Below are 25,028 nucleotides of genomic sequence, written 5' to 3'. Positions count from 1 at the left end.
GTTCACAGGAAATTGGTTGATGCACGCTGTGAATCGATGTCGTGTGGACCAGGTCGGTATGCTCGCGGACAACCGACAACCGACGACGAACGACCGGCAACCAGTACCGGGACGAGTGCCAGGACCAGGGGAGACAGTCAGTGCCGGAGAACTCGACAGAGGTGACCGCGGCCGGGATCGCACGGCTGGCGGGGGTGGGGCGCGCCGCGGTCAGCAACTGGCGCCGCCGTCACGCCGACTTCCCCAGGCCCGTCGGCGGCACCGAGACGAGCCCCTCCTTCGCGCTGCCCGAGGTCGAGCAGTGGCTCCGCGACCAGGGGAAGCTCGCCGAGGTCCCGCTGCGCGAACGGGTCTGGCAGCAGCTCGCCGGGCACCCGGCCGGCGCGGTCCCCGCCCTGGTCCACACGGGCTGCGCCCTACTGCTCCTGCGGACCGGCCCCAGCGCCTGGCCGGAGATCACCGCCGTGTCGGACGAACGGATGGCCGGCGTGCTGTCCCCGGCCCTCGACAAGGTGCTCACCGCCCGTTTCGGTCCGGCGGCGGAAGCCGGAAGGGCCGTTCACACCCCGAGCCGCGCCGAACTGCTTCCGTCCATTCCGCTGCTCCGCGCCGCCGCGGAGCTCGCCGCCGGGACCGGGGTCCAGGAGACCTTCGAGTTCCTGCTCGGCCGCCAACTGGACGCCAACCCGCGCCAGTACACACTCACCCCGCCCGGACTCGCCGGACTGATGGCCGCCCTGGTGGAGACGGGGGAGCGGCCCGCCCGCTCGGTCCTCGACCCGGCCGCGGGCACCGGCGCCCTGCTGCGCGCCGTCGGCCGGCCGGCCGCTCTGTACGCCCAGGAGACCGACCCCGACCTCGCCGCGCTCACCGCGCTGCGACTCGCCCTGCACACCGACACCGGCTGCGCCCTGGCGGCACGGACCGCCGACACCCTGCGCGCCGATGCCTTTCCGCAGCTCGCCGCCGACGCCGTGCTCTGCCACCCGCCGTTCAACGAACGCAACTGGGGCCACGACGAACTCGCCTACGACCCCCGCTGGGAGTACGGCTTCCCGGCCCGTACCGAGTCCGAACTCGCCTGGGTCCAGCACGCGCTGGCCCATCTGCGCGAGGGCGGCACCGCCGTGCTGCTGATGCCCCCGGCCGCCGCCTCGCGCCGCTCCGGCCGCCGGATCCGCGCCGATCTGCTGCGCCGGGGCGCCCTGCGCGCCGTCATCGCGCTCCCGGCCGGCGCCGCACCCCCGTACGGCATCCCGCTCCACCTCTGGGTGCTCCGCAAGCCCGGCAGCGGTCCGCACCCCTCGCCCGAACTGCTGCTCGTCGACACCGCCGAACCCGCCGAATCGCCCTCGGCCGGCCCGGCGCCGGCCGCCCCTTCCGGCGGGCGCGACCGGCTCGACTGGCAGGCGGTGCACCAGGCCGTGCTCGACGCCTGGCTGTCGTTCGACGGCGCCGGCCACCCCGGACAGGAGGGCCGGACCGGTCCCGGTCGCCCGTCCGGGGCCCGCCCCGGCGCCGCCCGCGCCGTACCCGTCATCGAACTCCTCGACGACGACGTGGACCTGGCCCCCGCCCGCCATCTGCCACCGCCGGCCGCCGCGGGCGGACCCGGCGAGCTGATCCGGGTACGGGAGCGGCTCACCGAGACGCTCGGCCGCACCGGCGCCCTCACCCCGCCCGCCGTGACCCCCTCCGACCCGGCCCACTGGCCCCTCACCACCGTCGGTGAACTCGCCCGCGCCGGCGCCCTCCAGCTCCGCACCGGCGGCTCCGGCACCGGCCCGGGGCCCGTCCTCACCGAACACGACGTCCTCGGCTCCACCGCCCCTTCGGGAAGCCTGCCCGCCGACGGGGCCCCCGAGGAGCCGGTCCTCGTCGAACCGGGAGATGTCGTCGTCCCCGTGCTCGGCGGCGGCTCCGTCGCCCGCGTCATCGACGACGCCACCGCGGGCGCCGCGCTGGGCCGCAACCTCCAGCTGCTGCGCCCCGATCCGGCCGCCCTCGACCCCTGGTTCCTGGCCGGCTTCCTGCGCGGCACCGCCAACAACCGCCAGGCCAGCAGCTACGCCTCCACCGCCACCCGGCTGGACGCCCGCCGCCTCCAACTGCCGCGGCTGCCGCTCGCGGAGCAGCAGCGGTACGGGGAACGGTTCCGTGCCCTGGCCGAGTTCGAGGACGCACTGAGACTGGCCGGCCGGCTCGGCGGACAGCTCGTACAAGGGATGTACGACGGGCTGACGGACGGCACGGTCGCGCCGAAGTGAGCTGAACCACAACGGTTCCGTACAACCCGGGGCCGGTTGTCGGTGTCGCCCTTTACGCTCGGATCTGCGTGCACGGAGCGTGTGCGCGGATGTTCAACGACCAGGTCTCCAGGAGCAGCCATGTACGCCCCGGGTCATCCGCCGACGCCGCCGCGCCGGGTTCCCGGCCGGGCCTGGATCGTCTCCATGCGTGTGCTGTTCGGCGTGCTCTCGGTGTGCTCGCTCGGACTGCTGCTGTGGAGCCCGCTGCTCCGCCTCGCGATCGTGCGCCGCCGGGCGTCCGACTGGTGGCTGACCGGGGCCGGGTTCGTGTTCGTCTGCGTGCTCCTGCCGATCCTCGGCAGGGACGGCAGCGACGAGCCGACCGGCATCGACAACGTCCTCATCCCGCTGCTGCTGGTGACGATGCTGGGCTCGCTCGCGTACTACCTGGTCGGGGACATCCGCCATTACGAACGGCTGACGAAACAGCACCCGGCGGGCGGCTACGCGGCCTCGATGCCGGGGTACGGATACGGGTACGGGTACGCACCCACGGTGCCGATGCGGATGTCCACGCCCGCGCCCGCGCCCCTGCCCGCGCAGCAGCCGCCGTCGCGTCAGCCGATGCAGCCGATGCAGCCGATGCGGCCGGTACAGCCGCCCACCGCACCCCAGCAACAGCCCCAGCCGCAGCCTTCACCCCAGCCCCAGCAGCCCCAGCCGTCACCCCAGCAACCGCCCCAACCGGACCCCTCGCCCCACCCCCACCCCCAGCGCATCGACCAGGTCCGCGCCGAGCTCGACGAGTTGAGCGACTACCTCCGCAAGGAGGAGGGCCGGTGAGTGGGCGTCTCATCGGCGGGCGGTACCAACTGGCGACCATCCTCGGCCAGGGCGGCATGGGCCAGGTCTGGACGGCCTACGACCAGCGGCTGGACCGCCGCGTCGCGGTGAAGCTGCTCCGCCCCGACCGGGTCACCGGCCCCATCGGCAGCGAGGCCGCGGGCGAGCTGCGCCGCCGCTTCGTCCGCGAGTGCCGGGTCACCGCCCAGGTCGACCACCCGGGCCTGGTCACCGTGCACGACGCGGGCAGCGACGGCGACGACCTGTTCCTCGTCATGCAGTACGTCGAGGGCGCCGACCTCGCCGATCATCTCGCCGAGCACGACCCGTACCCCTGGCAGTGGTCCGTCGCGGTCGCCGCCCAGCTCTGCGCCGTCCTGTGCGCCGTGCACGCGGTGCCGATCGTCCACCGCGACCTCAAGCCCCGCAATGTGATGGTGCGCCCGGACGGCACCGTCACCGTTCTCGACCTGGGCGTCGCCTCCGTCCTGGACACCGACACCACCCGGCTCACCCACACCGGTTCACCGATCGGCTCCCCGGCCTACATGGCCCCCGAGCAGGCGATGGGCGGCGCCGTGGGTCCGTACACCGATCTGTACGCCCTCGGCGTGCTCCTCCACGAACTGCTCAGCGGCGACGTGCCGTTCGCGGGGTCCACCGCCCTCGGGGTGCTGCACCGCCACCTCTACGAGCCGCCGCTCCCGGTCCGCCGGATCAGGCCCGACATCCCCGAGCCGCTCGAAGCGCTGGTGCTGCGGCTGCTCGCCAAGGACCCGCAGCACCGCCCGTCCGGCGCCCAGGAGGTGTACGAACACCTCGCCCCGCTGCTCCCCTCGCCGGGCACCGGCCTCTCCGTCGGACCGCTCGATCCGACCCGCCCCTTCCTGCGCCCACACGCCCCCTGGCCCGACCGCGCCGCCACCCCGCCCCCGCCACCGGCCCCGCCCGCCCCCGCGGCCGCCCGGCCCGATGTGGCCGCCGCCGTCGACGACGTCAAGAAACTGCTCGGCGAGGGCCGGATCACCCAGGCCGTGGACATCCTCGGCTCGATCCTCCCGGCCGCCGCCGAACAGCACGGCGAGGACTCCGCCGTGGTCCGCATCCTGCGCAAGCAGTACGCGGCGACGCTGATGGACGACGGCCAGTACCGCCGCGCCCTGCCCGAGTTGCGCCGGCTCGCCGACGACCGCGCGGCGGAGGCCGGCCCGACCGACGCGCAGACACTCCAGTTCCGGTACGACGCGGCCCAGTGCCTGGAACAGCTGGGCGAACCGGCCGCCGCGCTCGCGGAGTACCGCGCGGTCCTCCCGTACTACGAGAACCACCGCGCCACGGGCGGTGACCCGGCCCGCTCCTTCGAGATCCGCAACCGCGTCGCGCATCTGCTGCTCGCGCTCGGCGACCACGTGACGGCACGGGTACAGCTCCAGGCGCTGCTGTACGACGCCGAGCGGGCCTACGGACCCCACCATCCGCTGCCGGTGGAGCTGCGCCGCCGCCTCGACCGCCAGGTGGAGGTGCGGGGCGGCTGACGACCGCCGGGGGAGTGCTGGCGGCCGGCCACCGGCCCCGGTCAGGCGTCCACGGGCTCCGGAGTCCCGGCGTGCTGCGGCGAGCGGTCGGGGCCGGGCCGCCCGGCCCCCGTGCTCCGTCGCCGGTACGCGAGGACCGGCCCGCCGAGCACGAGCACGGCCAGCGCACCCGCCCAGGCCAGCGCACCCGCCCGCAGGCCCGGGGGCCGGAACGTGCAGTCGACCGCCGCGCCGCGGGCCGGGACCGGGGTGGCGACCAGGCCCAGGTAGCTGTCCGCGGGGCGGCCCTGGCAGCTCCAGCCCGCGATCCGGGGCGCCGCGATCACGACCGTTCCGGTGGTGCCGGGCGGCAGTTCGGCCCGGACGCCGTGGGCGGTGACGCGCACGGCGGTCGCGCCGGTGCGCTTCAGTCCGGCCACCGCCGAGGCCAGCCGGGCCCGGTCCAGACAGCCGATCGCCTCGTGCGGCACGGTCCCCGCGCGCACGGAGGTCAGCGCGATCCGCACGGGCCCGCCCCCGCCGACCGTGCCCAGGCGCTCCATCGCGGCGCGCCTGGCCGGGAGCTGCCCCTTGAACTCGACCTCCCGGCCGCCGTCGAGCCGCGCCGAGCCGAACAGGTCGGGCGACCACAGATACGCCTCCGTGCCCGCCGGACAGCTCGCGGTCAGCGTGTATGTGCCGCGCCCCACCCGGTAGTCGTACGCCCCCTTGTCCGCCACCGCGCCGCCCCCCGCCGCACGCAGCACCGTCGTCGGCACCGTATAGACCCGCGAACCGAGCAGCTCCTCCTGGTTCCGGAACGGTGAACGGCCGTACGGCACCGGCCCGCCCGGCCGCCGCACCGTCACCAGCGGCGGCGTCTCGGCACGGCTCACCGTCACCGGCCGGTCGTCCGGGGCGTTCCAGACCTGGTACGGATCGCGCGGCCCGCGCACCCGCGCGCCGACCGAGAAGATCGCGTCCGTGACGGGGTTGTCGAGGCTCTGCACGGCCCGGCCGTTCGACGTCCAGCCGCCGCCGAGCGCACGCATCGTGCGGGTCAGCATGGCGGGCGTGTGGCTGCTGTAGTACGCGCCGCCCTGCCCGCCCACCAGCAGCGGATCGTTCGCGGTGGTCTGCTCCCGGCCGGGGTCCGTGCGATAGCGCGGCCAGCCGTCGGCGCCCGCGACCGCGGCCGCCTGCACCCGCTGCCGCTCGCCCCAGGGCGCGTAGTGGTCGAGCCGGATCAGCCGCTGCCGGTCGGCGAACGCGGTGGTCGCGGCGGCCTGCCCGGCCTGTGCGCCGATCAGCAGCACGGCGGCCAGCGCCGCGAACCCCCGGCCGCGCCCGACCAGCAGCAGCGCGCCGACCGCCGCCACCAGACCCGCCGCGAACAGCGGATACGTCCACCGGGTGACCAGACCGCTGAAGCCCGCCCCGGCCGCGATCAGCACCAGGACCGCGGCCCCGCCGAGCAGCGCCCGCCGCCCCGGCCAGTCGTACGACACCGAGATCCAGGCGGCGATCACCACCAGCCCGGCCAGCACGAACGTCTGCCGGTACGGACTGCCGTTGGGCGTGGCGAACGCATGCCAGAGCAGATGCGTGGGGCCCCACTGCAAGGACAGCGCGACCCCCGCCACCAGCCCCGCCCACGCCCACCGCTCGCGCCCCGGCACCGACCGCTGGAAGGCCAGCGCACAGGCCAGCAGCAGGGTGCCGGTGCCGAGGAAGAGGGCCGGGGTGAAGAAGCTGTACGTGTTGGGCAGCAGCCGGGCGAGCACATCGGGCCAGGCGGCGGGCGCGAACGTACGGTCCCAGCCCGGGTAGGCGTGCTTCGTCCCCAGGTAGACGGGGAGCAGGACGGGCGCCGAGAGCCCGATCCCCACCCCGACCGTGCAGCCGGCCCGCACCAGCCCCCGGACCACCGCCCGCCGGTCGTCCCGCTCGGTGAAGAGCCGGACGGCCAGCACCAGAGCGGCACCGAGCGTCGCCATGTACGCCGTGTAGAAGTTGGCCGCCCACACCACCGCGACCAGCAGCGGCGCGGTGATCCGGTGCCGTCCCGTACGGGCCCACTCGGCGGCCAGGCAGAGCAGCGGCAGGGCGACCAGGCCGTCCAGCCACATCGGGTTGTACGACGCCTCGGCGACCGACCAGCCGCACAGCGCGTACGAACCGCCCAGCACCCCGGCCGCCCACCAGCGCCCGCGGCGCAGCGTCAGCAGGAACAGGGCCATCAGCGCCGCCGCCGAGGTCATCTTCAGGACCGTCACCACATAGACCGCGAGATCGATCCGGTCGCGCGGGAAGACCCCCACGAGCAGGGCGAACGGGCTGGTCAGATAGGTACCGAGATCCGGCAGGAAACTCGTCCCGTACCCGGAGGACCAGTTGAGCAGCAGACCGCCGTCGGCGTTCCCGTGCAGAAGGTCCCACAGCCGGGCGTGGAACGGCACGAACTGATTGCCCAGGTCGTTGACGCTCCGCGTGCGCGGCCCGAACGGAAAGCCGCGCGCCAGTGCGTCACCCGCGCAGACGGCGGCGACGGTGAGCAGCGCGGCGAGCGAGCCCGCGCACAGGCGGGGACGGGAAGTCGGCATACGCAGGAATATGCCAGCTTCGAACGCATAAACCCGGGCCGAATTGGGGCAGTTCACGTAATGGACGCTCATCGGCCATGTGCTGCATCGGATTCCGACATCTGGCCGCGCTGGTGTACATCCGTGCTGATCTCGCTGGTGGTGCCTTGTTTCAACGAGGAAGAGATCCTCGAACGCTTCCATGAACGCGTCACGGACGAAATGGCCGGTCTTGGACATGAATTCCAGCTGGTGTTCGTCGACGACGGCAGCGCGGACCGGACCCTGGTGATCCTCCAGGAGCTGGCCGCCGCCGACCCACGAGTCCGCTATGTCTCCTTCAGCCGCAACTTCGGCAAGGAGGCCGCCATGCTGGCCGGTCTCCAGTACGCCGAGGGGGACGCCGTCGTCATCATGGACGCCGACCTCCAGCACCCGCCCGAGCTGGTGGGCCGGATGCTCGAAGAGCACGCACAGGGCTACGACCAGGTGATCGCCCGCCGCACCCGCAAGGGCGACCGGGTCACCCGCACCCTCAGCGCCCGCGCCTACTACTGGCTGATCAACCGCCTGGTGGACGTGGAACTGGTCGACGGCGTCGGGGACTTCAGACTGCTGTCCCGCCGCACCGTGGACGCGGTACTGGAACTCACCGAATACAACCGGTTCTCCAAGGGCCTTTTCGCCTGGGTGGGATTCCGTACGACGACCTTCAGCTACGAGAATGCCGTCCGTGAACAGGGCAGTTCCGCCTGGACCTTCGGAAAGCTGCTCAATTACGGTCTCGACGGGCTGCTGTCCTTCAACAACAAACCGCTGCGCGCCGCGCTCTACCTGGGCATGCTGCTGCTGTCGGTGGCCTTCGCCTATGCCGCGTGGATCGTCGGCGTCGCCCTGGTGCGGGGGGTGGACACCCCCGGCTATGTCACCCTGATCGTCGTGGTCACGGCACTCGCCGGGGTCCAGATGGTGATGGTCGGGGTGGTCGGCGAGTACGTCGGCCGTATCTACTACGAGGTGAAGCGACGCCCGCACTTCCTGGTGAAGGCCACGAACACCGAGGCGTCGCGGCAGATACGGGAACCCCAGGAGTTCGTACGCCGATGACGGTCACCGCGCAGATGGCCCGATTCGCCCTCGTGGGAGTGGTGAACACCGGCACGTACTACGGCTGCTACCTCGTCCTGCTGACGTGGCTGCCCTACATCGCCGCCCATGTGATCGCCTTCGCGCTGAGCATGACCGGCTCGTTCTTCCTGAACTGCTGGTTCACCTACCGGACCCGTCCCACCTGGCGGAAGTTCCTGCTCTTCCCGCTCACCAACGCCGCCAACTTCGTCATCACGACCGGCGGTGTCTATCTGCTGGTCGACCTCGCCGGGTTCAGCAGCCGGTACGCGCCGCTGGTCGCGGCCGCGGCGGCCATCCCGATCACCTTCGTCGTCTCGCGCACGATCATGCTGCGGCCGGACACCAGGGCCCCGGCGGTTGAACGCGTGCCCTGAGCCGTCCCGATCGGGCCCACATCCCCAACTCCTTCCGAATCGTTGGTCGAATCGGTGGCCCCAGCCACGTCCACTGCCTAACATCGATCACCGCAAGGTCTTGTGCACTGATGCACAAAGTCTCCCCGGGAGGTTCCTTTGCACCGCCGCCGTCGCACCGCGCTCACCCTCTCCGCCGCCCTGCTCGCCGGCGCCCCACTCCTGACCGCCTGCGGCGGCGAGGCCCACCCGGGCGCCGCGGCCGTCGTCGGCGGGGACCGGATCGAGGTCTCCACGCTGCAGAGCCAGGTGGCTGCCGTACGCGAGGCCCAGCGCGATTCGAAGGACGCCTCCCAGCTCATCGACAAGTCCGGACAGCTCAGCCGGGCCAAGCTGCACGGCATGATCTTCGACCGGGTCCTGGACCGGGCCGCACAGGACGCGGGCGTGACCGTCAACCGCAACGAGATCCAGCAGATGCGCAAGGCGGCGGCCGCCCAGTCCGGCGGGGAGGCGCGGCTGCGGACGGCGATGCTCCAGCAGAGCTGGGTCGCCCCCGGCCAGATCGACGCCGTCCTGCGCGAGCAGGTCCAGCTGACGAAGCTGGCCCAGGCGCTCGGCGCCGACCTCCAGCAGCCCGCCGGCCAGCAGGCGGTCGGCGAGGCGCTCGGCAAGGCGTCGAAGGCACTGCGCGTCGATGTCAATCCGCGCTACGGCACCTGGGACAACAAGCAGACCCAGCTCGCCGACTACAAGGCCCCCTGGATCACCCAGGTCACCAAGCCGGCCGGCGCGGACACCGAGGCCGGCGCCTGACCGGCCGCGGCACGGGCGACCGGAACGACCGGGGTAGATTCGAACGGTGAACGCTGAAGACCCCGGCCGTATCGTTCTGCTCACCGCCAGCCACCGCGTCGCGCCCGGACTCCTGTCCTGGCCCGCCTGGCAGACGCTGCACGCCGCCGACCGGGTGCTCTGCGCCGATCCGGACCACCCGCAGCTGCCGTATCTGCGCGAGGCGGGCGTCACCGTCGAGCACTCCGCGCCCACCGCGCAGGAGCTGGTCGACGCCTGTGCGGGCGGCCGTTCCGTCGTCGTCCTCACCGGCGGCGAGGGCAACCAGCCGCTGACCGACGGTCTGGCCCGGCTCGCCGGTTCGGGCCGGGTGCAAATGCCGGACCTGGAGCTGCTGCCCGGTTCGTACGACCTGCCGGGCGCCCGGCTCCTCGATCTGGTCCAGGTCATGGACCGGATCAGGATCGAATGCCCGTGGACCTCGCAGAAGACCCACGAGGGCCTCGCCAAGTACGCCATCGAGGAGGCGTACGAACTCGTCGAGGCGATCGAGGACGGCGACCGCGACGAGCTGCGCGAGGAACTCGGCGATGTGCTCCTCCAGGTCGTCTTCCACGCCAGGATCGCCGAGGAGGGCCGCCCCGAGGACGGGGAGGAACCCTTCTCCGTCGACGACGTGGCCGCGACCCTCGTCGAGAAGCTGATCCACCGCCACCCGCACGTCTTCGGCGACGAGAGCGCCGAGACCCCGGAGGACGTGCACGCGCACTGGCTGCGGACCAAGGCCATCGAGAAGCAGCGCGACTCGGTCACCGACGGAGTGCCGCTCGGCCAGCCCGGCCTGGCGCTGGCGGCGAAGCTGGCCGGCCGGGTCCGTACCGCGGGCCTCGATGTGCCGCTCCCCACCGGCGACGGCATCGGCTACGAGCTCCTCGCCCTCGCCGTACGCGCCGAGCGGGACGGAGTCGACCCCGAGGCCGCACTGCGGGCCGCGGGCCGCGCGTACCGGGACGCCATCAGGGCGGCGGAGGGCAACGGATAACGTCGGGGGGTGAACCACAGCCCCGCCGATCAGCCCGCCGACCGCCCCGCCGCATGTCCCGGCGCACCCGAACTCTTCACATGGGAGTTCGCCACCGACCCGTACCCGGCGTACGCCTGGCTGCGCGAGCACAGCCCCGTGCACCGGACCGCGCTGCCCAGCGGCGTCGAGGCCTGGCTGGTGACCCGGTACGCGGACGCGCGGCAGGCGCTCGCCGACACCCGGCTCTCCAAGAACCCGGCGCACCACGCCGAGCCGGCGCACGCCAAGGGGAAGACGGGCATCCCGGGCGAGCGCAAGGCGGAGCTGATGACGCATCTGCTGAACATCGACCCGCCGGACCACACCCGGCTGCGCCGCCTCGTCTCCAAGGCGTTCACCCCGCGCCGGGTCGCCGGGTTCGCACCGCGCGTACAGGAACTGACGGACCGCCTCATCGACCGCTTCATCGCGGAGGGCGAGGCGGACCTCATCCACGACTTCGCCTTCCCGCTCCCCATCTACGCCATCTGCGACCTGCTCGGCGTCCCGCGCGAGGACCAGGACGACTTCCGGGACTGGGCGGGCATGATGATCCGCCACGGCGGCGGCCCGCGCGGCGGGGTGGCCAGGTCGGTGAAGAAGATGCGCGGCTATCTGGCCGAACTGATCCACCGCAAGCGGGAGAACCCGGGGGACGATCTGATCTCCGGGCTGATCCGGGCCAGCGACCACGGCGAGCACCTCACCGAGAACGAGGCCGCCGCCATGGCCTTCATCCTGCTCTTCGCCGGATTCGAGACCACGGTCAATCTCATCGGCAACGGCGTCTACGCCCTGCTGCGCAACCCCGGTCAGCGCGAACGGCTGCAACTCTCCCTCGACTCGGGGGAGAGCGGGCTGCTGGAGACCGGGATCGAGGAACTGCTGCGGTACGACGGACCGGTGGAGCTTGCCACCTGGCGGTTCGCCACCGAGCCGCTGACGCTCGGCGGACAGCACATCGCGGCCGGGGACCCCGTGCTGGTGGTGCTCGCCGCCGCCGACCGCGACCCGGAGCGCTTCGCGGACCCCGACACGCTCGACCTCGCACGACGTGACAATCAGCACCTCGGATACGGGCACGGCATTCACTACTGCCTGGGAGCGCCGCTCGCCCGGCTGGAGGGACAGACCGCACTCGCCACCCTGCTGAACCGCCTTCCGGACCTGCGATTTGCGGTGGAACCTACCGATTTGCGGTGGCGTGGCGGGCTCATCATGCGTGGACTTCGCACGCTCCCCGTGGAGTTCACACCGGGGCCCGCCGGCGCCGGAAATGACACCCTGTCAACTCTGTGACTTTCACGTGATCTGCGCTGCATCGACTTGTGACGCGCGTTCGAGTCCCGCTAGGTTCACCGTTCGACTCACCAGTCACACGTCAGTCACACGGAAGGCAACCCCATGGGCTCCGCGAACGGCAGACACCGTCGCCCCCGTCAGGCACCCGCCATCGTCGTCGCCGCGGGTGTGACCGGATCGGCCATCGCCATCCCGCTGCTCGGCGCCTCCGGCGCGCACGCGGCCGACGCCACGACCTGGGACCGGGTGGCCGAGTGCGAGAGCGGTGGCATGTGGAGCGCCGACCTCGGCAACGGCTACTACGGGGGTCTGCAGTTCTCGCAGGAGACCTGGAAGGCGTACGGCGGTGAGGCGTACGCGGAGCGCGCCGACCTCGCCAGCCGGGCGCAGCAGATAGCGGTGGCCCAGAAGGTGCTGGACGACCGGGGCCCGCAGGCCTGGCCCAGCTGTGCGGTCATCTCCGGCCTCGCCGCGGACGGGACGCTGCCGGGCGTCGACCCGGGCTCCGTACCCGCCGACGACCCGACCGGGAGCGCGAAGCCGGCTGACGACGCGTCGGCGGACCCGTCCGACGACACGACGCCCTCCGAGCGCGCCTCGGACGGTACGGACGCCGTGGACGGCACCGACGGCTCGGACGAGGCCGGCAAGCCGTCAGGGGGGACCTCGCCGTCCCCGAAGCCCTCGGCCTCGACCACCCCGTCCCCCGACGCGCCCTCGGACGCACCCCGTGACCCGTCCGGCTCGCCCGACTCGTCCACCGGTGTGGGCGGCAAGCACCGCGGCGCGCCGGCCAGTGAGGGGAGCCGCGGCACGGACGGCGGCGGCCGGGAGTCGGGCCGTCATGCCTCCCGCGGCGGCAACGACGCGCGCGACACGGCCGAGCCGGCGGCTGACGGCGCGTACACCGTGCGCCCCGGCGACAACCTCTGGTCGATTGCTGACGCACAGAAGGTTCCCGGCGGCTGGCCCGCACTCTATGAGGCCAACAAGGGTGCCGTCGGCTCCGACCCGGACCTCATCCTCCCTGGCCAGAGCCTCGATCTCGATGTGAAGACCAAGTGAGGGAAGTCTGATAATCGACTAAAAGCGCCTCAAAAACTGGGGCAGTTCAGGGACCTATGTCCACTTATGCGCAAGTGAGACATGGGTCTCTTTGCGTCAACTGGCGTGTCGCGCCCGGGGGGCCCTCCCGTATCGCGTCCCACCTGCGGAAACGATGGTTCTTCAGATGCAAGTACGGGCCGATTGTCCGATGTGTCCATCTTTGAATGTGAGGGTTGCGTATGTTTACGGTCGGAATCGCTCGCACCGCGGGCCCCGTCGACCGTCACGCCGAATCCTGCCGTCGGTCGAAGGGAACAGACGCGTAAAGCGCCGTAGGCAGGAGCGGGGGACCCAGGTAAGCGCCGGACCCGATCGTCGAAAGACGCATCAGGACCGGCTTGGGGTGAAGTCGCGTGCTAGGACGTGCGACCGGGCAACTCACTTGGCCCGAACCCGACAGCTCACCTCGCAGGCGTCGGTGAGGAGAAGTTCCATGCTGCTTTCCAGCAAGGGCAAGCACCGCCGCCCGTCCAAGGCCGTCCGTATCGCCACGCTCGCCGGTGTCGCCGGTGCCGCCGTCGCCGTGCCCCTGATGGGCGCGACCAACGCCTCCGCCGCCTCCGTCGCCACCTGGGACGCCGTCGCCCAGTGCGAGTCCGGTGGCAACTGGTCCATCAACACCGGCAACGGCTACTACGGCGGGCTGCAGTTCTCGCAGTCCAGCTGGGCCGCCGCCGGCGGTACGCAGTACGCCGCCCGTGCCGACCTGGCCACCAAGGCCCAGCAGATCGCCACCGCCGAGAAGCTCCTCGACATGCAGGGTCCGGGTGCCTGGGCCTGCGCCGGTGCCGGCGGCCTGACCAACGACGGTGTCGACCCGGGTGTCGACACCGGCTCCTCCTCGAACTCCGGCGCCTCCGAGCAGCAGAGCGCCCCGGCCGCCCCGAAGCAGCAGTCGCAGCCGGCCCAGCAGGCCCAGCCGAAGCAGAGCGAGCGCACCGAGGCCCCCGCCGCCTCCCGCTCCGAGCGCTCCGCCGCCCCGCAGGCCGAGTCGAAGAAGACCGTCACCACCCCGACCGGCGAGAAGGTCAAGAAGGGCGACGGCGAGTACAAGGTCGTCTCCGGCGACTCGCTGAGCCAGATCGCCGCCGACCACAAGGTCGAGGGTGGCTGGCAGCAGCTGTTCGAGCTGAACAAGGACATCGTCAAGGACGCCGACCTGATCTACCCGGGTCAGCAGCTGCACCTGACGAAGTAGTCACGGCTCTCTCCTCCCTGAGCACCCCGGCCCGGCGCGCATCCCCCGTATGCGCCGGGCCGGGGTTCCGCCGTCTGTGCTCGGGAGAGCGCCGGACCGTTCAAGTGTTGTAGTTACCGACCAGTAAATTTCTGGCTGTTTGCCCGGCAATGTGAGCCCTTGGGTCCTTTTTCGTCCCAGGGGCCGGGCGGTCGGCCGACTGATCGGGCCGGGCCGGTTAGGCTCTTGTCGCAAGGCCAAAGTGACCCTGCACAACCAGCGTCATATCCCAGAAGGAGATGCCTCGTGCCGTCCATCGACGTCGTCGTAGCCCGGGAAATCCTCGACTCCCGCGGAAACCCCACGGTCGAGGTAGAGGTCGGCCTCGACGACGGCAGCACGGGCCGTGCTGCCGTTCCGTCCGGCGCCTCCACCGGTGCGTTCGAGGCCATTGAGCTTCGCGACGGTGACCCCAACCGCTACCAGGGCAAGGGCGTCGAGAAGGCCGTCCTCGCCGTGATCGAGCAGATCGGTCCGGAGCTCGTCGGCTACGACGCCACCGAGCAGCGGCTGATCGACCAGGCGATGTTCGACCTGGACGCCACCGAGAACAAGGGCTCGCTCGGCGCCAACGCCATCCTCGGCGTCTCGCTGGCCGTCGCCCACGCCGCCTCCGAGGCCTCGGACCTGCCGCTGTTCCGCTACCTCGGCGGCCCGAACGCGCACCTGCTGCCCGTTCCGATGATGAACATCCTCAACGGCGGTTCGCACGCCGACTCCAACGTGGACATCCAGGAGTTCATGATCGCGCCGATCGGCGCCGAGTCCTTCTCCGAGGCCCTGCGCTGGGGTGCCGAGGTCTACCACACGCTGAAGAAGGTCCTGAAGACCAAGGGCCTGTCGACCGGTCTCGGCGACGAGGGCGGCTTCGCGCCGAACCTGGAGTCGAACCGCGCCGCCCTCGACCTCATCATCGAGGCCATCAAGGAAGCCGGCTACGCCCCGGGCAAGGACATCGCGCTCGCGCTCGACGTCGCCGCGTCCGAGTTCTACAAGGACGGCAAGTACGAGTTCGAGGGCAAGTCCCGTTCGGCCGCCGAGATGACCGAGTACTACGAGGAGCTCGTCTCCGCGTACCCGCTGGTCTCCATCGAGGACCCGCTGTACGAGGACGACTGGGCCGGCTGGAAGGTCATCACCGACAAGCTCGGCGCCAAGGTGCAGATCGTCGGCGACGACCTCTTCGTCACCAACCCGGAGCGCCTGGCCCGCGGCATCGAGGAGGGCTCCGCCAACGCCCTGCTCGTCAAGGTCAACCAGATCGGCTCGCTGACCGAGACCCTGGACGCCGTCGAGCTGGCCCAGCGCAACGGCTTCAAGTGCATGATGTCGCACCGTTCCGGCGAGACCGAGGACGTCACCATCGCCGACCTCGCGGTCGCCGTGAACTGCGGCCAGATCAAGACCGGCGCCCCGGCCCGCTCGGACCGCGTCGCCAAGTACAACCAGCTGCTGCGCATCGAGGAGATCCTCGACGACGCCGCGGTGTACGCGGGCCGCTCGGCGTTCCCGCGGTTTCGCTCCGCGAACCAGTAGGCACAGCGCTCCGCGAACCAGTAGGCACAGCGCTCCGCGAACCAGTAGGCACAGCAAGGGCTGATCCCTTCCGGCCCGTCAGGGGCCGGAGGTCATGGCGTCCGTCCGTCCCCGTACTCGGTCCCGTACCGTGTGCGGGGACGGACGTGTGTAGTGGGGAGGCGGAGACATGGCCGCGAAGGACCGGGACCGGTTCTCCACCGCGACCCGGCTGCGGCTGCTCGGCGAGCAGACCGCTGCCCGTGTCTACCGGTCCCAGAACCGCCGCCAGGCCCGCCGCTCACGGCTCACCGGCCGGGCGGCCTTCCTCGCGCTCGTCGTCTGCTCCCTCGTGGTCGCGCTCGCGTACCCGATGCGGCAGTACGTCTCGCAGCGGGACGAGATCGCCGACCAGGAGCGTCTGGCGCAGGAGGCCAAGGCCCGGACCGAGGAGCTGCGCGACGAGAAGGCGCGCCTCCAGGACGATGCGTACATCAGGCAGCTGGCCCGGACGCACCTGCACTACCTTCTTCCCGGGGAGACCGGTTACACGGTGATCGACCCCGACGCGGTCAAGGAGCGCGAGGGCAGGACGGACGAGTCCGGCCGGCCGTGGCACTCCAACCTCTGGGACGGCGTCGACAGCGCCGACCGCGACTGACTCTCTTCCCATCCATCTGCAGAACCGCAGTTCGAGCAGCCCGATCAGAACCTAGGCAGGCATGGAAACGCCCCCTCCCCAGACCGAGTCCACCGCGCCCACCGAGGCGGACATCGCCGCGTTCCAGCAGCAGCTGGGCCGCCCGCCGCGCGGTCTGCGCGCGATCGCGCACCGCTGCCCGTGCGGCAACCCGGACGTGGTCGAGACGCAGCCCCGGCTGGAGGACGGTACGCCGTTCCCGACGACGTACTACCTGACGTGCCCGCGTGCCGCGTCCGCGATCGGCACGCTGGAGGCGAACGGGGTCATGAAGGAGATGACCGAGCGCCTCGGTACGGACCCCGAGCTGGCCGCCGCGTACCGGGCCGCCCATGAGGACTACATCGCACGGCGCGACGCCATCGAGGTGCTGGAGGGCTTCCCGAGCGCGGGCGGCATGCCGGACCGGGTGAAGTGCCTGCACGTCCTGGTCGGGCACTCGCTGGCCGCGGGGCCGGGGGTGAACCCGCTGGGCGACGAGGCGATCGCGATGCTGCCGGAGTGGTGGCGCAAGGGGCCGTGCGTTTCGCCGTGCGGCGAGCCGGACGAGGGCTGACCGTTCGCCCCGGGGGCTCCGCCCCCTGACCGCCGCTCCTCGATCGCCGGAGGGGCTTGAACTGCTCCTCGTCCGCCGGAGGGGCTTGATTTGGGAGTGCTTCATGACCCGCGTGGCCGCCATCGACTGCGGTACCAACTCCATCCGTCTGCTCGTCGCCGACGCGGACCCGTCCACCGGTGAGCTCGTCGAGCTCGACCGGCGGATGGAGATCGTCCGTCTCGGCCAGGGCGTGGACCGCACCGGACGGCTCGCCCCGGAGGCCCTGGAGCGGACGTTCGCCGCCTGCCGTCAGTACGCGGCGGTGATCAAGGAGCACGGGGCGCAGAAGCTCCGCTTCGTCGCCACCTCCGCCTCCCGTGACGCGGAGAACCGGGACGAGTTCGTCCGCGGGGTGCTGGAGATCCTGGGCGTCGAGCCCGAGGTGATCAGCGGTGACCAGGAGGCGGAGTTCTCCTTCACCGGCGCCACCAAGGAGCTCGCGGGCCGCGACCACCTGGCGAAGCCGTATCTCGTCGTGGACATCGGCGGCGGCTCCACCGAGTTCGTCGTCGGCGACGACCATGTGCGGGCCGCGCGCTCCGTGGACATCGGCTGCGTACGGATGACCGAGCGGCACCTGGTGCGCGACGGCGTCGTGACCGACCCGCCGACCGCCGAACAGATCGGCGCGATCCGGGCCGACATCGACGCCGCCCTCGACCTCGCCGAGGAGACCGTCCCGATCACCGGGGCCGCCACCCTCGTCGGCCTCGCCGGGACGGTCACCACGATCGCCGCGATCGCCCTGGGGCTCGACGCGTACGACTCCGAGGCGATCCACCACTCCCGGATCTCCTTCGAGCGGGTCCAGGAGATCACCGGCCGGCTCCTCGGCTCCACCCACGCCGAGCGGGCCGCGATCGGCGCGATGCATCCGGGACGGGTCGATGTGATCACGTCCGGGGCGCTGATCCTGCTCGCCGTGATGGAGCGGACCGGGGCCCGGGAGGTCGTCGTCAGCGAGCACGACATCCTCGACGGAATCGGCTGGTCGATCGCCTGAGGGCTGTCCCGTAATCCCCCGCCAGGGATTAAGGGACAGCCCTCGGAACGGGCCGCTCACACGGACCTTGGCCTGCACCTTTGAGCCCTCACGAGCCACTCGGGCGGTGCTCGGAGGGACACGGCGCGACGAAGTTCGTGAACTTCTTCACAAGGAATTCGGCTCCGTGGAGGGCGGTTCTGGTCCGAATGGGCATCCGGAGCCGCTCGCAGGGCCGTTGAGCGGTCGCGCGGGAGTGTTCCGTACGTGTTGCCGGTGCGTGAATCGGAGCGGTGGTTCACTCTGTCCGGAGGGCCAAGGGCCAGCTCACAAGCGGTGAACAACGTTCGCCGTCACACCGTGGTTCCCCTGCGGTGTCATGACCTCGGTCACGTGGGCGGCGAAGTGTAGCAGAAGGTGGCTCATACCTTGTGAAGGGGCTCACGAGCATGCCCTCCGAGGGGGGTGGATACTCGATGGCATGAGCACCACGGAGCGTCCCAGGATCCTCGTAGTAGGCGGTGGGTACGTAGGCCTGTACGCAGCTCGACGCATTCTCAAGAAGATGCGCTACGGAGAGGCGACCGTCACGGTCGTCGACCCGCGCTCGTACATGACGTACCAGCCCTTCCTCCCCGAAGCTGCTGCCGGCAGCATCTCGCCTCGGCATGTCGTCGTCCCGCTGCGACGCGTACTGCCGAAGGCCGAGGTACTCACCGGTCGCGTCACGACTATCGATCAGGACCGCAAGGTCGCCACGGTCGCGCCGCTCGTCGGCGAGGCCTACGAGCTGCCCTTCGACTACCTGGTCATCGCGATGGGCGCGGTCTCCCGCACCTTCCCGATCCCGGGCCTTGCCGAACAGGGCATTGGCATGAAGGGGATCGAGGAGGCCATCGGACTGCGCAACCACGTTCTCGAGCAGCTCGACAAGGCCGACTCGACGACCGATGAGGACGTCCGCCGCAGGGCGTTGACGTTCGTCTTCGTGGGCGGCGGCTTCGCCGGTGCGGAGACCATCGGCGAGGTCGAGGACATGGCCCGCGACGCGGCGAAGTACTACACGAACGTGAAGCGCGAGGACATGCGCTTCATCCTCGTCGACGCCGCCGACAAGATCCTTCCCGAGGTCGGCCCGAAGCTGGGCACCTGGGGCCGGGAGCACCTGGAGTCCCGTGGTGTCGAGGTCTTCCTCTCGACCTCCATGGACTCCTGCGTCGACGGTCATGTCGTCCTGAAGAACGGCCTCGAGGTCGACTCCAACACCATCGTGTGGACGGCCGGCGTGAAGCCGAACCCGGCGCTGGCCCGCTTCGGCCTGCCGCTCGGTCCGCGCGGTCACGTGGACACCTCCGAGAAGCTCCAGGTGCAGGGCACCGACTACATCTGGGCCGCGGGCGACAACGCCCAGGTTCCGGACCTGGTCGGCCGCAAGGCCGGCAACCCCAACGCCTGGTGCCCGCCCAACGCCCAGCACGCGCTGCGGCAGGCCAAGGTCCTCGGCGACAACGTCATCTCCGGGATGCGCGGCTTCCCGCAGAAGGACTACAGCCACGCCAACAAGGGTGCCGTCGCCGGTCTGGGGCTGCACAAGGGCGTCGCGATGATCGTCATGGGCAAGATGAAGATCAAGCTCAAGGGACGCCTCGCCTGGTACATGCACCGTGGCTACCACGGCATGGCGATGCCGACCTGGAACCGTAAGATCCGGATCTTCGCCGACTGGACCCTTGCGATGTTCCTCAAGCGTGAGGTCGTCTCGCTCGGCGCCATGGAGACGCCGCGCGAGGAGTTCTACGAGGCCGCCAAGCCGGCCCCGGCACCGGTCGCCGCCAAGGCCGAGGGCGAGAAGGCCAAGGCCTCCTAGTCCGACCGCGGGCCCACTCGCCCGCGCAGTACGTGCACAACGCCCGAAGGGGCCGTCCGCCATCCGTGGTGCGGGCGGCCCCTTCGGCGTATCCGGCCCCGCGCGGTGCGGTGCGGGGCGCCGTGGGTCGCCGCGGCGGCGAATGTGTGTGGTGTACAGCTATTTTGCCCTTCCATTGCGCTGTAGCGGGATGGTGCGCGCTCCGCAGACTGTTGTCGGGTGTGTACCTCGTCGCGGCGCACGGGTGCCCGGCGTGGTTGCAGGCATGTTTGACCATGTTTGGGCACATTGGGAACACCATCACGGAGGTGTGCGCCATGGCAGACGCCGCGTTGCGGCTGACCGCTCTCGTCGAGGAGTTGCTGGGAGAAAAGCTGCCGGTCCGTATCCGGGCCTGGGACGGCAGCGAATCCGGACCGCCCGGTGCCCCCGTTCTGCTGATCCGGAACCGCCGCGCACTGCGCCGGCTGCTCTGGAAGCCGGGCGAACTGGGCCTGGCCCGCGCCTGGGTGGCGGGCGAGCTCGACATCGAGGGCGATCTCTACGAGGCCCTGGACCTGATGGCCTCGCTGATCTGGGAACGCGGAGCCGATGCCGAGGACGGCGTCCACCCGGTCCGCGACCCCAAGGTACGGGCCTTCGCCAAGGGACTGCTGCGACTGGCCGGTCCCTGGCCCCCGCCGCCCCCGCCGCCCGAGGAGGTGCGCCGCCGCACCGGCACCCTCCACACCAAGCGCCGCGACAAGCAGGCCATCAGCCACCACTACGACGTGGGCAACGACTTTTACGCACTGGTCCTCGGCCCGTCCATGGTCTACTCCTGCGCCTACTGGGAGGACGGCGTAAGCCTTGAGGAAGCCCAGCGCGACAAGCTCGACCTGGTCTGCCGCAAGCTCGCGCTGAAGGAGGGCGACCGCCTCCTCGACGTCGGCTGCGGATGGGGCTCCATGGCCATCCACGCGGCCCGCGAGTACGGCGCCCGGGTCACCGGAGTGACCCTCTCCGTCGAACAGGCCGCCTTCGCCAGGAAGCGCATCGCGCAGGAGGGCCTGACCGACCGGATCGAGATCCGGGTCCAGGACTACCGGGACGTCAGGGACGGTCCGTACGACGCCATCTCGTCCATCGGTATGGCGGAACACGTCGGCTCGGTCCGCTTCCGGGAGTACGCCGACGACCTCTACGCACTCCTCAAGCCCGGCGGCCGGCTGCTCAACCACCAGATCGCCCGCCGCCCCGAGAAGGACGAGTCCGCGTACCACGTGGACGACTTCATCGACGCCTATGTCTTCCCGGACGGTGAACTGGCCCCGCTGGGCCGGACCGTGGCCACCCTCGAAGAGGCCGGCTTCGAGGCCCGCGACGTCGAGTCGCTCCGCGAGCACTACGCGCTGACCCTGCGCCGCTGGGTCGCCAACCTGGAGGAGCACTGGGACCGTGCGGTCCGGATGACCTCGCCCGGCCGGGCCAGGGTCTGGCGCCTCTACATGGCCGCCTCCGCCCTCTCCTTCGAGCACAACAAGATCGGCGTCAACCAGATCCTCGTGGTGCGTCCCGAGGAGGGCGGGGCCGTCGGCATGCCGCTGCGGGCCCGCGACTGGACGGCGTCCGCGACCGGCTGACACCGGAACGGCCCGAGGGCCGGTACGCGCAGCTCCGTGCTGCGTGTACCGGCCCTCGGGCAGGTCCGTGACGTCACCGCCCGGCCCGTTACTCGGTCTTGATCGCCGTCAGCATGTTCAGCTTCGCGGCGCTGCGGGCCGGCCAGAGCGAGGCCAGCACACCCACGACCCCTGCCAGCACCAGGAAGACCGCGATCCGGTCCCACGGCAGGACCAGTGCGTAGTTCGGGATCTCCGACGACAGGGTGTGCCCGATCGCCCAGCCGAGGAACATGCCGAGCCCGACACCGACCACCGCGCCGAAGAGCGAGATGACCACGGCCTCCAGCCGGATCATGCGCTTCACCCTGCGTCGGTCCAGGCCGATCGCCCGCAGCATGCCGATCTCCTGCTGGCGCTCGAAGACCGACATCGCCAGGGTGTTGACGACCCCGAGCACCGCGATGATCAGGGCCATCGCCAGCAGCCCGTACATGATGTTCATCGCGAGGCTGACCGAGCCGCCGAACATGTCACGGATGTCCTGACGGTCCATGATGCTCATCGCCGGGTTGTCGCCCAGCGCGTCCACCAGGGCCTGCTCGTTGGCCTTGGTCGCGCCGCCGTCCATCTTCAGCCAGACCTCCCGGATGTCCGCCAGGCTTCCGTGCCGGTCGGCGATGTCCTTCGGGAGCAGGACCGGCGAGAGGAATTCGTTGTCCTTGAAGACCGCCCCGACCTTCAGTTCGCCGTTCTTGTCGTCGTCGAACTTGACCCGGAGGGTGTCGCCGGTCTTCCAGCCGTTCGACTTGGCCGTCTTCTCGGCGACGGCGATCTCGCCCTTGCCGAGTGCGTCGATCGAGCCGGAGACGGTCGTGAACGCGAAGACCTTCTGGACGTCGCCGGGGGTGACGGCGGACGCGGAGTGGTACTCGTCCTTGACCTGGAGCGAGGTGGCCTGCTGCGGCGAGACCGCCGTGACTCCGTCGGCCTTCTGCAGGGCGGCGAGCGCCGACTTGTCGAGCGGCCTGCCGCTCGCCATCGTCACCATGTAGTCGGCCTTGATGTTGTCCGTGGTCATCCGGTCGACCGCCTGGCCGAGGGTGACGCCGAGGACCGAGATGCCGGTGACCAGGGTGAGGCCGATCGCCAGCGCGGAGGCCGTGGCTCCGGTACGGCGCGGGTTGCGGACCGCGTTCTGCGCGGCCAGCTTGCCGGAGACCCCGAACAGCCGCTTCAGCAGCGGGCGGACCAGTGCGATCACCGGCCGCGACAGCAGCGGGATCAGCACGATGACACCGATCAGCGCGAGGAAGGCACCCACGGCGATGACGGTCCGGCCGGTCGATCCGGACTTGGCCGCGCCCGCCACGATTCCTGCCCCGCCCAGCAGGGTGAGCACCGCGCCGATCGAGTTGCGCAGCACCAGGGACTTGACGGTGGCCGTCGCGTGCACGCTGCTCATCGCCGCGACCGGCGGGATCTTGGCGGCCCGGCGGGCGGGCAGCCAGGCGGCCAGCACGGTGATCAGAACACCGACGGCGAACGCGGCGATGACCGCGGTGGGCGAGACGACCAGCGGTCCGGCCGGGATTTTTCCGCCGATCAGGCTCATCGCGGAGCGCAGTCCGGTGGCGAGGCCGAGGCCGAGGGCGAAGCCGACGACCGAGGCGATCACGCCGACGACGGCCGCTTCGAGGAGCACCGAGCGCTTGACCTGGCGGCGGGAGGCGCCGACGGCGCGCAGCAGTGCCAGCTCCTTGGTGCGCTGGGCCACCAGCATGGTGAAGGTGTTGGCGATCAGGAAGACACCGACGAACAGGGCGATGCCGGCGAAGGCGAGCAGCATCGTGTTGAGACCGCTCAGACCGGTCTCGATCTGCTTGGCCTGCTCGTCCGCGAGCGCCTGGCCGGTCTTGGCCTCGGCGTCCTTGGGCAGCAGCGGCTTGACTTCGGCCAGCAGCTTCTCGGCGGAGACACCGGGCGCGGCGGACACGTTGGCGTCCCTGAACACACCGGGCCTGAGGTAGAGCTTCTGGGCGACCTCGGTGTCGAAGAGGACCAGGCTGCCGCCCGCGTTGACCGCGCCGTCCTCGGTGGTGAAGACACCGGAGAGGGTGTACTCCTTCACCGGCCCGTTCGTGGCGACCCGGACCCGGTCACCGACGTGGTATTCGCCACGCTTCGCCGTCTCCTTGTCGAGCGCGATCCGGTCGGCCGCGACCGGGCCCGTACCGTCGACGAAGGTGTACGCGGAGTCCTTGCCGTTCTTTCCGGGGGAGTAGTTCCCGCCGGTGTTCGACCACCCGTTGCCGATCAGCTTGCCGTCGGGGTCGGCGACCCCGGCGAAGCCGGAGACCCGGCCGGTGGCGGTGTCGACGCCGTCCAGGCCCTGGATCTTCTTCAGGGTGGCGGCGGTGATGCCGGGCGTCTTCTCCTCGCGCTGGTCGGCGTAGGTGGTGACGGCGACGGCGACGTCGTCGTAGCTCTTCGCCGACTGGTTGCGGAGGGCGTTGCCGAGGGTGTCGGTGAAGACCAGCGTGCCGGAGACGAAGGCCACGCCGAGCATCACGGCGAGGACGGTCATCAGCAGCCTGGCCTTGTGCGCGAGCACATTGCGCAGGGCGGTACGGAACATGTCTGTCAGTCCTGGGATGGGGAGGGGTGCCGGGAAAGGGCGCGGGGAAGGGCGGGCTTCAGCTGGTGCGGCCCTTGGCGTCGAACGCCTTCATCCGGTCGAGGACCCCGTCCGCGGTGGGGTGCATCATCTGGTCGACGATCCGGCCGTCCGCGAGGAAGATGACCCGGTCCGCGTAGGAGGCGGCCGCCGGGTCGTGGGTCACCATCACCACGGTCTGGCCCAGCTCGCGCACCGAGTTGCGCAGGAAGCCGAGGACCTCGGCGCCGGAGCGGGAGTCCAGGTTCCCGGTCGGCTCGTCACCGAAGATGATCTCCGGCTGCGAGGCCAGGGCGCGGGCCACCGCGACGCGCTGCTGCTGGCCGCCGGAGAGTTCGGTCGGCCGGTGGGTCAGCCGGTCGGAGAGGCCCACCATGTCGATGACCTTGCGCACCCACTCGGCGTCGGGCTTGCGGCCCGCGATGTCCATGGGGAGCGTGATGTTCTCCTGCGCCGTCAGCGTCGGCAGCAGGTTGAACGCCTGGAAGATGAAGCCGATCTTGTCCCGGCGGAGCTGGGTGAGCTGCTTGTCCTTGAGGGAGCCCAGCTCCGTGTCGCCGATCCGTACCGAACCGCTGCTGAAGCTGTCGAGGCCGGCCACACAGTGCATCAGCGTGGACTTGCCGGAGCCGGACGGGCCCATGATCGCGGTGAACTCGCCCCGGGGGAAGTCCACGGTGACCCGGTCCAGGGCCGTCACCTTGGTCTCGCCCTCTCCGTAGACCTTCGACAGATCCGTGGCGCGGGCGGCCACCGTGGTGACGCGGGGTGCGGTGGAAATGGTGGTCACGGGAATCTCCTGTTTCGGGGCTCCGGCCGAGGGCTCGTCCGGGGTTTTGTTCGGGGCCCCTCAATCGTCACCGCCGTTCCGGCGCCGGTCGTCCGTCCGCGTGCCCGTTCCGGGGACAGCCT

The 25,028-nt window shown here is 71.0% G+C and carries 19 protein-coding genes and 1 riboswitch; of the genes, 16 read left to right on the top strand and 3 right to left on the bottom strand.

Going from position 1 to position 25,028, the window contains the following annotated elements:
• Nucleotides 1-140 precede the first annotated feature (140 nt).
• The 3 genes from ABZY11_RS04740 to ABZY11_RS04730 all read left to right on the top strand — a co-directional run bounded on the left by ABZY11_RS04740 (nucleotide 141) and on the right by ABZY11_RS04730 (nucleotide 4,627).
• Nucleotides 141-2,267 carry an N-6 DNA methylase gene (locus ABZY11_RS04740; protein WP_356477727.1) on the top strand — a complete coding sequence of 709 codons (2,127 nt, stop codon included), beginning with the start codon at nucleotides 141-143 and terminating at the stop codon, nucleotides 2,265-2,267.
• Between the two features lie 120 nt (nucleotides 2,268-2,387).
• The gene (locus tag ABZY11_RS04735) at nucleotides 2,388-3,092 is read left to right on the top strand and encodes a hypothetical protein (RefSeq protein WP_356477726.1); all 705 of its coding nucleotides are present in this window, start codon (nucleotides 2,388-2,390) and stop codon (nucleotides 3,090-3,092) included.
• Complete coding sequence (locus ABZY11_RS04730; protein WP_356477725.1) at nucleotides 3,089-4,627, top strand: serine/threonine-protein kinase; 1,539 nt, start codon at nucleotides 3,089-3,091, stop codon at nucleotides 4,625-4,627. Before ABZY11_RS04735 ends, ABZY11_RS04730 begins: the two co-directional genes overlap by 4 nt.
• A 41-nt stretch (nucleotides 4,628-4,668) precedes the next feature.
• Here the strand turns inward: ABZY11_RS04730 and ABZY11_RS04725 are convergent, their stop codons facing one another.
• Nucleotides 4,669-7,209, bottom strand: coding sequence for a YfhO family protein (locus tag ABZY11_RS04725; protein WP_356477724.1), 2,541 nt, complete (start codon nucleotides 7,207-7,209; stop codon nucleotides 4,669-4,671).
• 123 nt (nucleotides 7,210-7,332) lie between these two features.
• On the opposite strand from ABZY11_RS04725, the gene ABZY11_RS04720 reads away from it, so the two are divergent.
• The 13 genes from ABZY11_RS04720 to ABZY11_RS04660 all read left to right on the top strand — a co-directional run bounded on the left by ABZY11_RS04720 (nucleotide 7,333) and on the right by ABZY11_RS04660 (nucleotide 21,460).
• The gene (locus ABZY11_RS04720) at nucleotides 7,333-8,295 is read left to right on the top strand and encodes a glycosyltransferase family 2 protein (RefSeq protein ID WP_356477723.1); all 963 of its coding nucleotides are present in this window, start codon (nucleotides 7,333-7,335) and stop codon (nucleotides 8,293-8,295) included.
• The gene (locus ABZY11_RS04715; protein WP_356477722.1) at nucleotides 8,292-8,693 is read left to right on the top strand and encodes a GtrA family protein; all 402 of its coding nucleotides are present in this window, start codon (nucleotides 8,292-8,294) and stop codon (nucleotides 8,691-8,693) included. Before ABZY11_RS04720 ends, ABZY11_RS04715 begins: the two co-directional genes overlap by 4 nt.
• Before the next feature lie 138 nt (nucleotides 8,694-8,831).
• Nucleotides 8,832-9,488 carry a SurA N-terminal domain-containing protein gene (locus ABZY11_RS04710; RefSeq protein WP_356477721.1) on the top strand — a complete coding sequence of 219 codons (657 nt, stop codon included), beginning with the start codon at nucleotides 8,832-8,834 and terminating at the stop codon, nucleotides 9,486-9,488.
• Between the two features lie 46 nt (nucleotides 9,489-9,534).
• Entirely contained in the window at nucleotides 9,535-10,509 is a 975-nt protein-coding gene (locus tag ABZY11_RS04705; RefSeq protein ID WP_356477720.1) for a nucleoside triphosphate pyrophosphohydrolase, read from the top strand.
• 9 nt (nucleotides 10,510-10,518) lie between these two features.
• On the top strand, nucleotides 10,519-11,829 hold the full coding sequence (locus ABZY11_RS04700) for a cytochrome P450 (RefSeq protein WP_356477719.1): 1,311 nt from the start codon (nucleotides 10,519-10,521) through the stop codon (nucleotides 11,827-11,829).
• Nucleotides 11,830-11,934: 105 nt separating this feature from the next.
• Nucleotides 11,935-12,897 (top strand): transglycosylase family protein, encoded by a 963-nt coding sequence (locus tag ABZY11_RS04695; RefSeq protein WP_356477718.1) that lies wholly within the window; start codon nucleotides 11,935-11,937, stop codon nucleotides 12,895-12,897.
• A gap of 300 nt (nucleotides 12,898-13,197) precedes the next feature.
• A riboswitch (cyclic di-AMP (ydaO/yuaA leader) is annotated at nucleotides 13,198-13,369 on the top strand.
• Nucleotides 13,370-13,372: 3 nt separating this feature from the next.
• Nucleotides 13,373-14,137: a transglycosylase family protein gene (locus tag ABZY11_RS04690; RefSeq protein WP_356477717.1), complete on the top strand. Its 765-nt coding sequence runs from the start codon at nucleotides 13,373-13,375 to the stop codon at nucleotides 14,135-14,137.
• Nucleotides 14,138-14,422: 285 nt separating this feature from the next.
• Nucleotides 14,423-15,712 (top strand): phosphopyruvate hydratase, encoded by a 1,290-nt coding sequence (eno, locus tag ABZY11_RS04685; protein ID WP_356477716.1) that lies wholly within the window; start codon nucleotides 14,423-14,425, stop codon nucleotides 15,710-15,712.
• A 169-nt stretch (nucleotides 15,713-15,881) separates the two neighbouring features.
• Entirely contained in the window at nucleotides 15,882-16,352 is a 471-nt protein-coding gene (locus ABZY11_RS04680) for a septum formation initiator family protein (protein ID WP_356477715.1), read from the top strand.
• 61 nt (nucleotides 16,353-16,413) lie between these two features.
• On the top strand, nucleotides 16,414-16,947 hold the full coding sequence (locus ABZY11_RS04675) for a DUF501 domain-containing protein (protein WP_356477714.1): 534 nt from the start codon (nucleotides 16,414-16,416) through the stop codon (nucleotides 16,945-16,947).
• A gap of 103 nt (nucleotides 16,948-17,050) precedes the next feature.
• Nucleotides 17,051-17,992 carry a Ppx/GppA phosphatase family protein gene (locus ABZY11_RS04670; RefSeq protein WP_356477713.1) on the top strand — a complete coding sequence of 314 codons (942 nt, stop codon included), beginning with the start codon at nucleotides 17,051-17,053 and terminating at the stop codon, nucleotides 17,990-17,992.
• 460 nt (nucleotides 17,993-18,452) lie between these two features.
• Entirely contained in the window at nucleotides 18,453-19,838 is a 1,386-nt protein-coding gene (locus ABZY11_RS04665) for an NAD(P)/FAD-dependent oxidoreductase (RefSeq protein ID WP_356477712.1), read from the top strand.
• Nucleotides 19,839-20,155: 317 nt separating this feature from the next.
• On the top strand, nucleotides 20,156-21,460 hold the full coding sequence (locus ABZY11_RS04660) for a cyclopropane-fatty-acyl-phospholipid synthase family protein (protein WP_356477711.1): 1,305 nt from the start codon (nucleotides 20,156-20,158) through the stop codon (nucleotides 21,458-21,460).
• 88 nt (nucleotides 21,461-21,548) lie between these two features.
• On the opposite strand, the gene ABZY11_RS04655 is transcribed toward ABZY11_RS04660, so the two are convergent.
• Complete coding sequence (locus tag ABZY11_RS04655) at nucleotides 21,549-24,077, bottom strand: FtsX-like permease family protein (protein ID WP_356477710.1); 2,529 nt, start codon at nucleotides 24,075-24,077, stop codon at nucleotides 21,549-21,551.
• A 58-nt stretch (nucleotides 24,078-24,135) separates the two neighbouring features.
• Nucleotides 24,136-24,906 carry an ABC transporter ATP-binding protein gene (locus tag ABZY11_RS04650; protein ID WP_356477709.1) on the bottom strand — a complete coding sequence of 257 codons (771 nt, stop codon included), beginning with the start codon at nucleotides 24,904-24,906 and terminating at the stop codon, nucleotides 24,136-24,138.
• Nucleotides 24,907-25,028: the final 122 nt, after the last annotated feature.

The organism is Streptomyces sp. NPDC006510 (assembly GCF_040611955.1).
Classification (GTDB): Bacteria; Actinomycetota; Actinomycetes; order Streptomycetales; family Streptomycetaceae; genus Streptomyces.
Note: the sequence above shows the minus strand (reverse complement) of the source record. Positions and strands in the feature narration are given on the sequence as shown.

What these genes read in the sequence shown, in the direction of transcription:
- ABZY11_RS04675 (WP_356477714.1), top strand. Translation starts at nt 16,414, where the DNA reads ATGGAAACGCCCCCTCCCCAGACCGAGTCCACCGCGCCCACCGAGGCG.
- ABZY11_RS04690 (WP_356477717.1), top strand. Translation starts at nt 13,373, where the DNA reads ATGCTGCTTTCCAGCAAGGGCAAGCACCGCCGCCCGTCCAAGGCCGTC.
- ABZY11_RS04660 (WP_356477711.1), top strand. Translation starts at nt 20,156, where the DNA reads ATGGCAGACGCCGCGTTGCGGCTGACCGCTCTCGTCGAGGAGTTGCTG.
- ABZY11_RS04715 (WP_356477722.1), top strand. Translation starts at nt 8,292, where the DNA reads ATGACGGTCACCGCGCAGATGGCCCGATTCGCCCTCGTGGGAGTGGTG.
- ABZY11_RS04655 (WP_356477710.1), bottom strand. Translation starts at nt 24,077, where the DNA reads ATGTTCCGTACCGCCCTGCGCAATGTGCTCGCGCACAAGGCCAGGCTG.
- ABZY11_RS04735 (WP_356477726.1), top strand. Translation starts at nt 2,388, where the DNA reads ATGTACGCCCCGGGTCATCCGCCGACGCCGCCGCGCCGGGTTCCCGGC.
- ABZY11_RS04695 (WP_356477718.1), top strand. Translation starts at nt 11,935, where the DNA reads ATGGGCTCCGCGAACGGCAGACACCGTCGCCCCCGTCAGGCACCCGCC.
- ABZY11_RS04680 (WP_356477715.1), top strand. Translation starts at nt 15,882, where the DNA reads ATGGCCGCGAAGGACCGGGACCGGTTCTCCACCGCGACCCGGCTGCGG.
- ABZY11_RS04725 (WP_356477724.1), bottom strand. Translation starts at nt 7,209, where the DNA reads ATGCCGACTTCCCGTCCCCGCCTGTGCGCGGGCTCGCTCGCCGCGCTG.
- ABZY11_RS04670 (WP_356477713.1), top strand. Translation starts at nt 17,051, where the DNA reads ATGACCCGCGTGGCCGCCATCGACTGCGGTACCAACTCCATCCGTCTG.
- ABZY11_RS04665 (WP_356477712.1), top strand. Translation starts at nt 18,453, where the DNA reads ATGAGCACCACGGAGCGTCCCAGGATCCTCGTAGTAGGCGGTGGGTAC.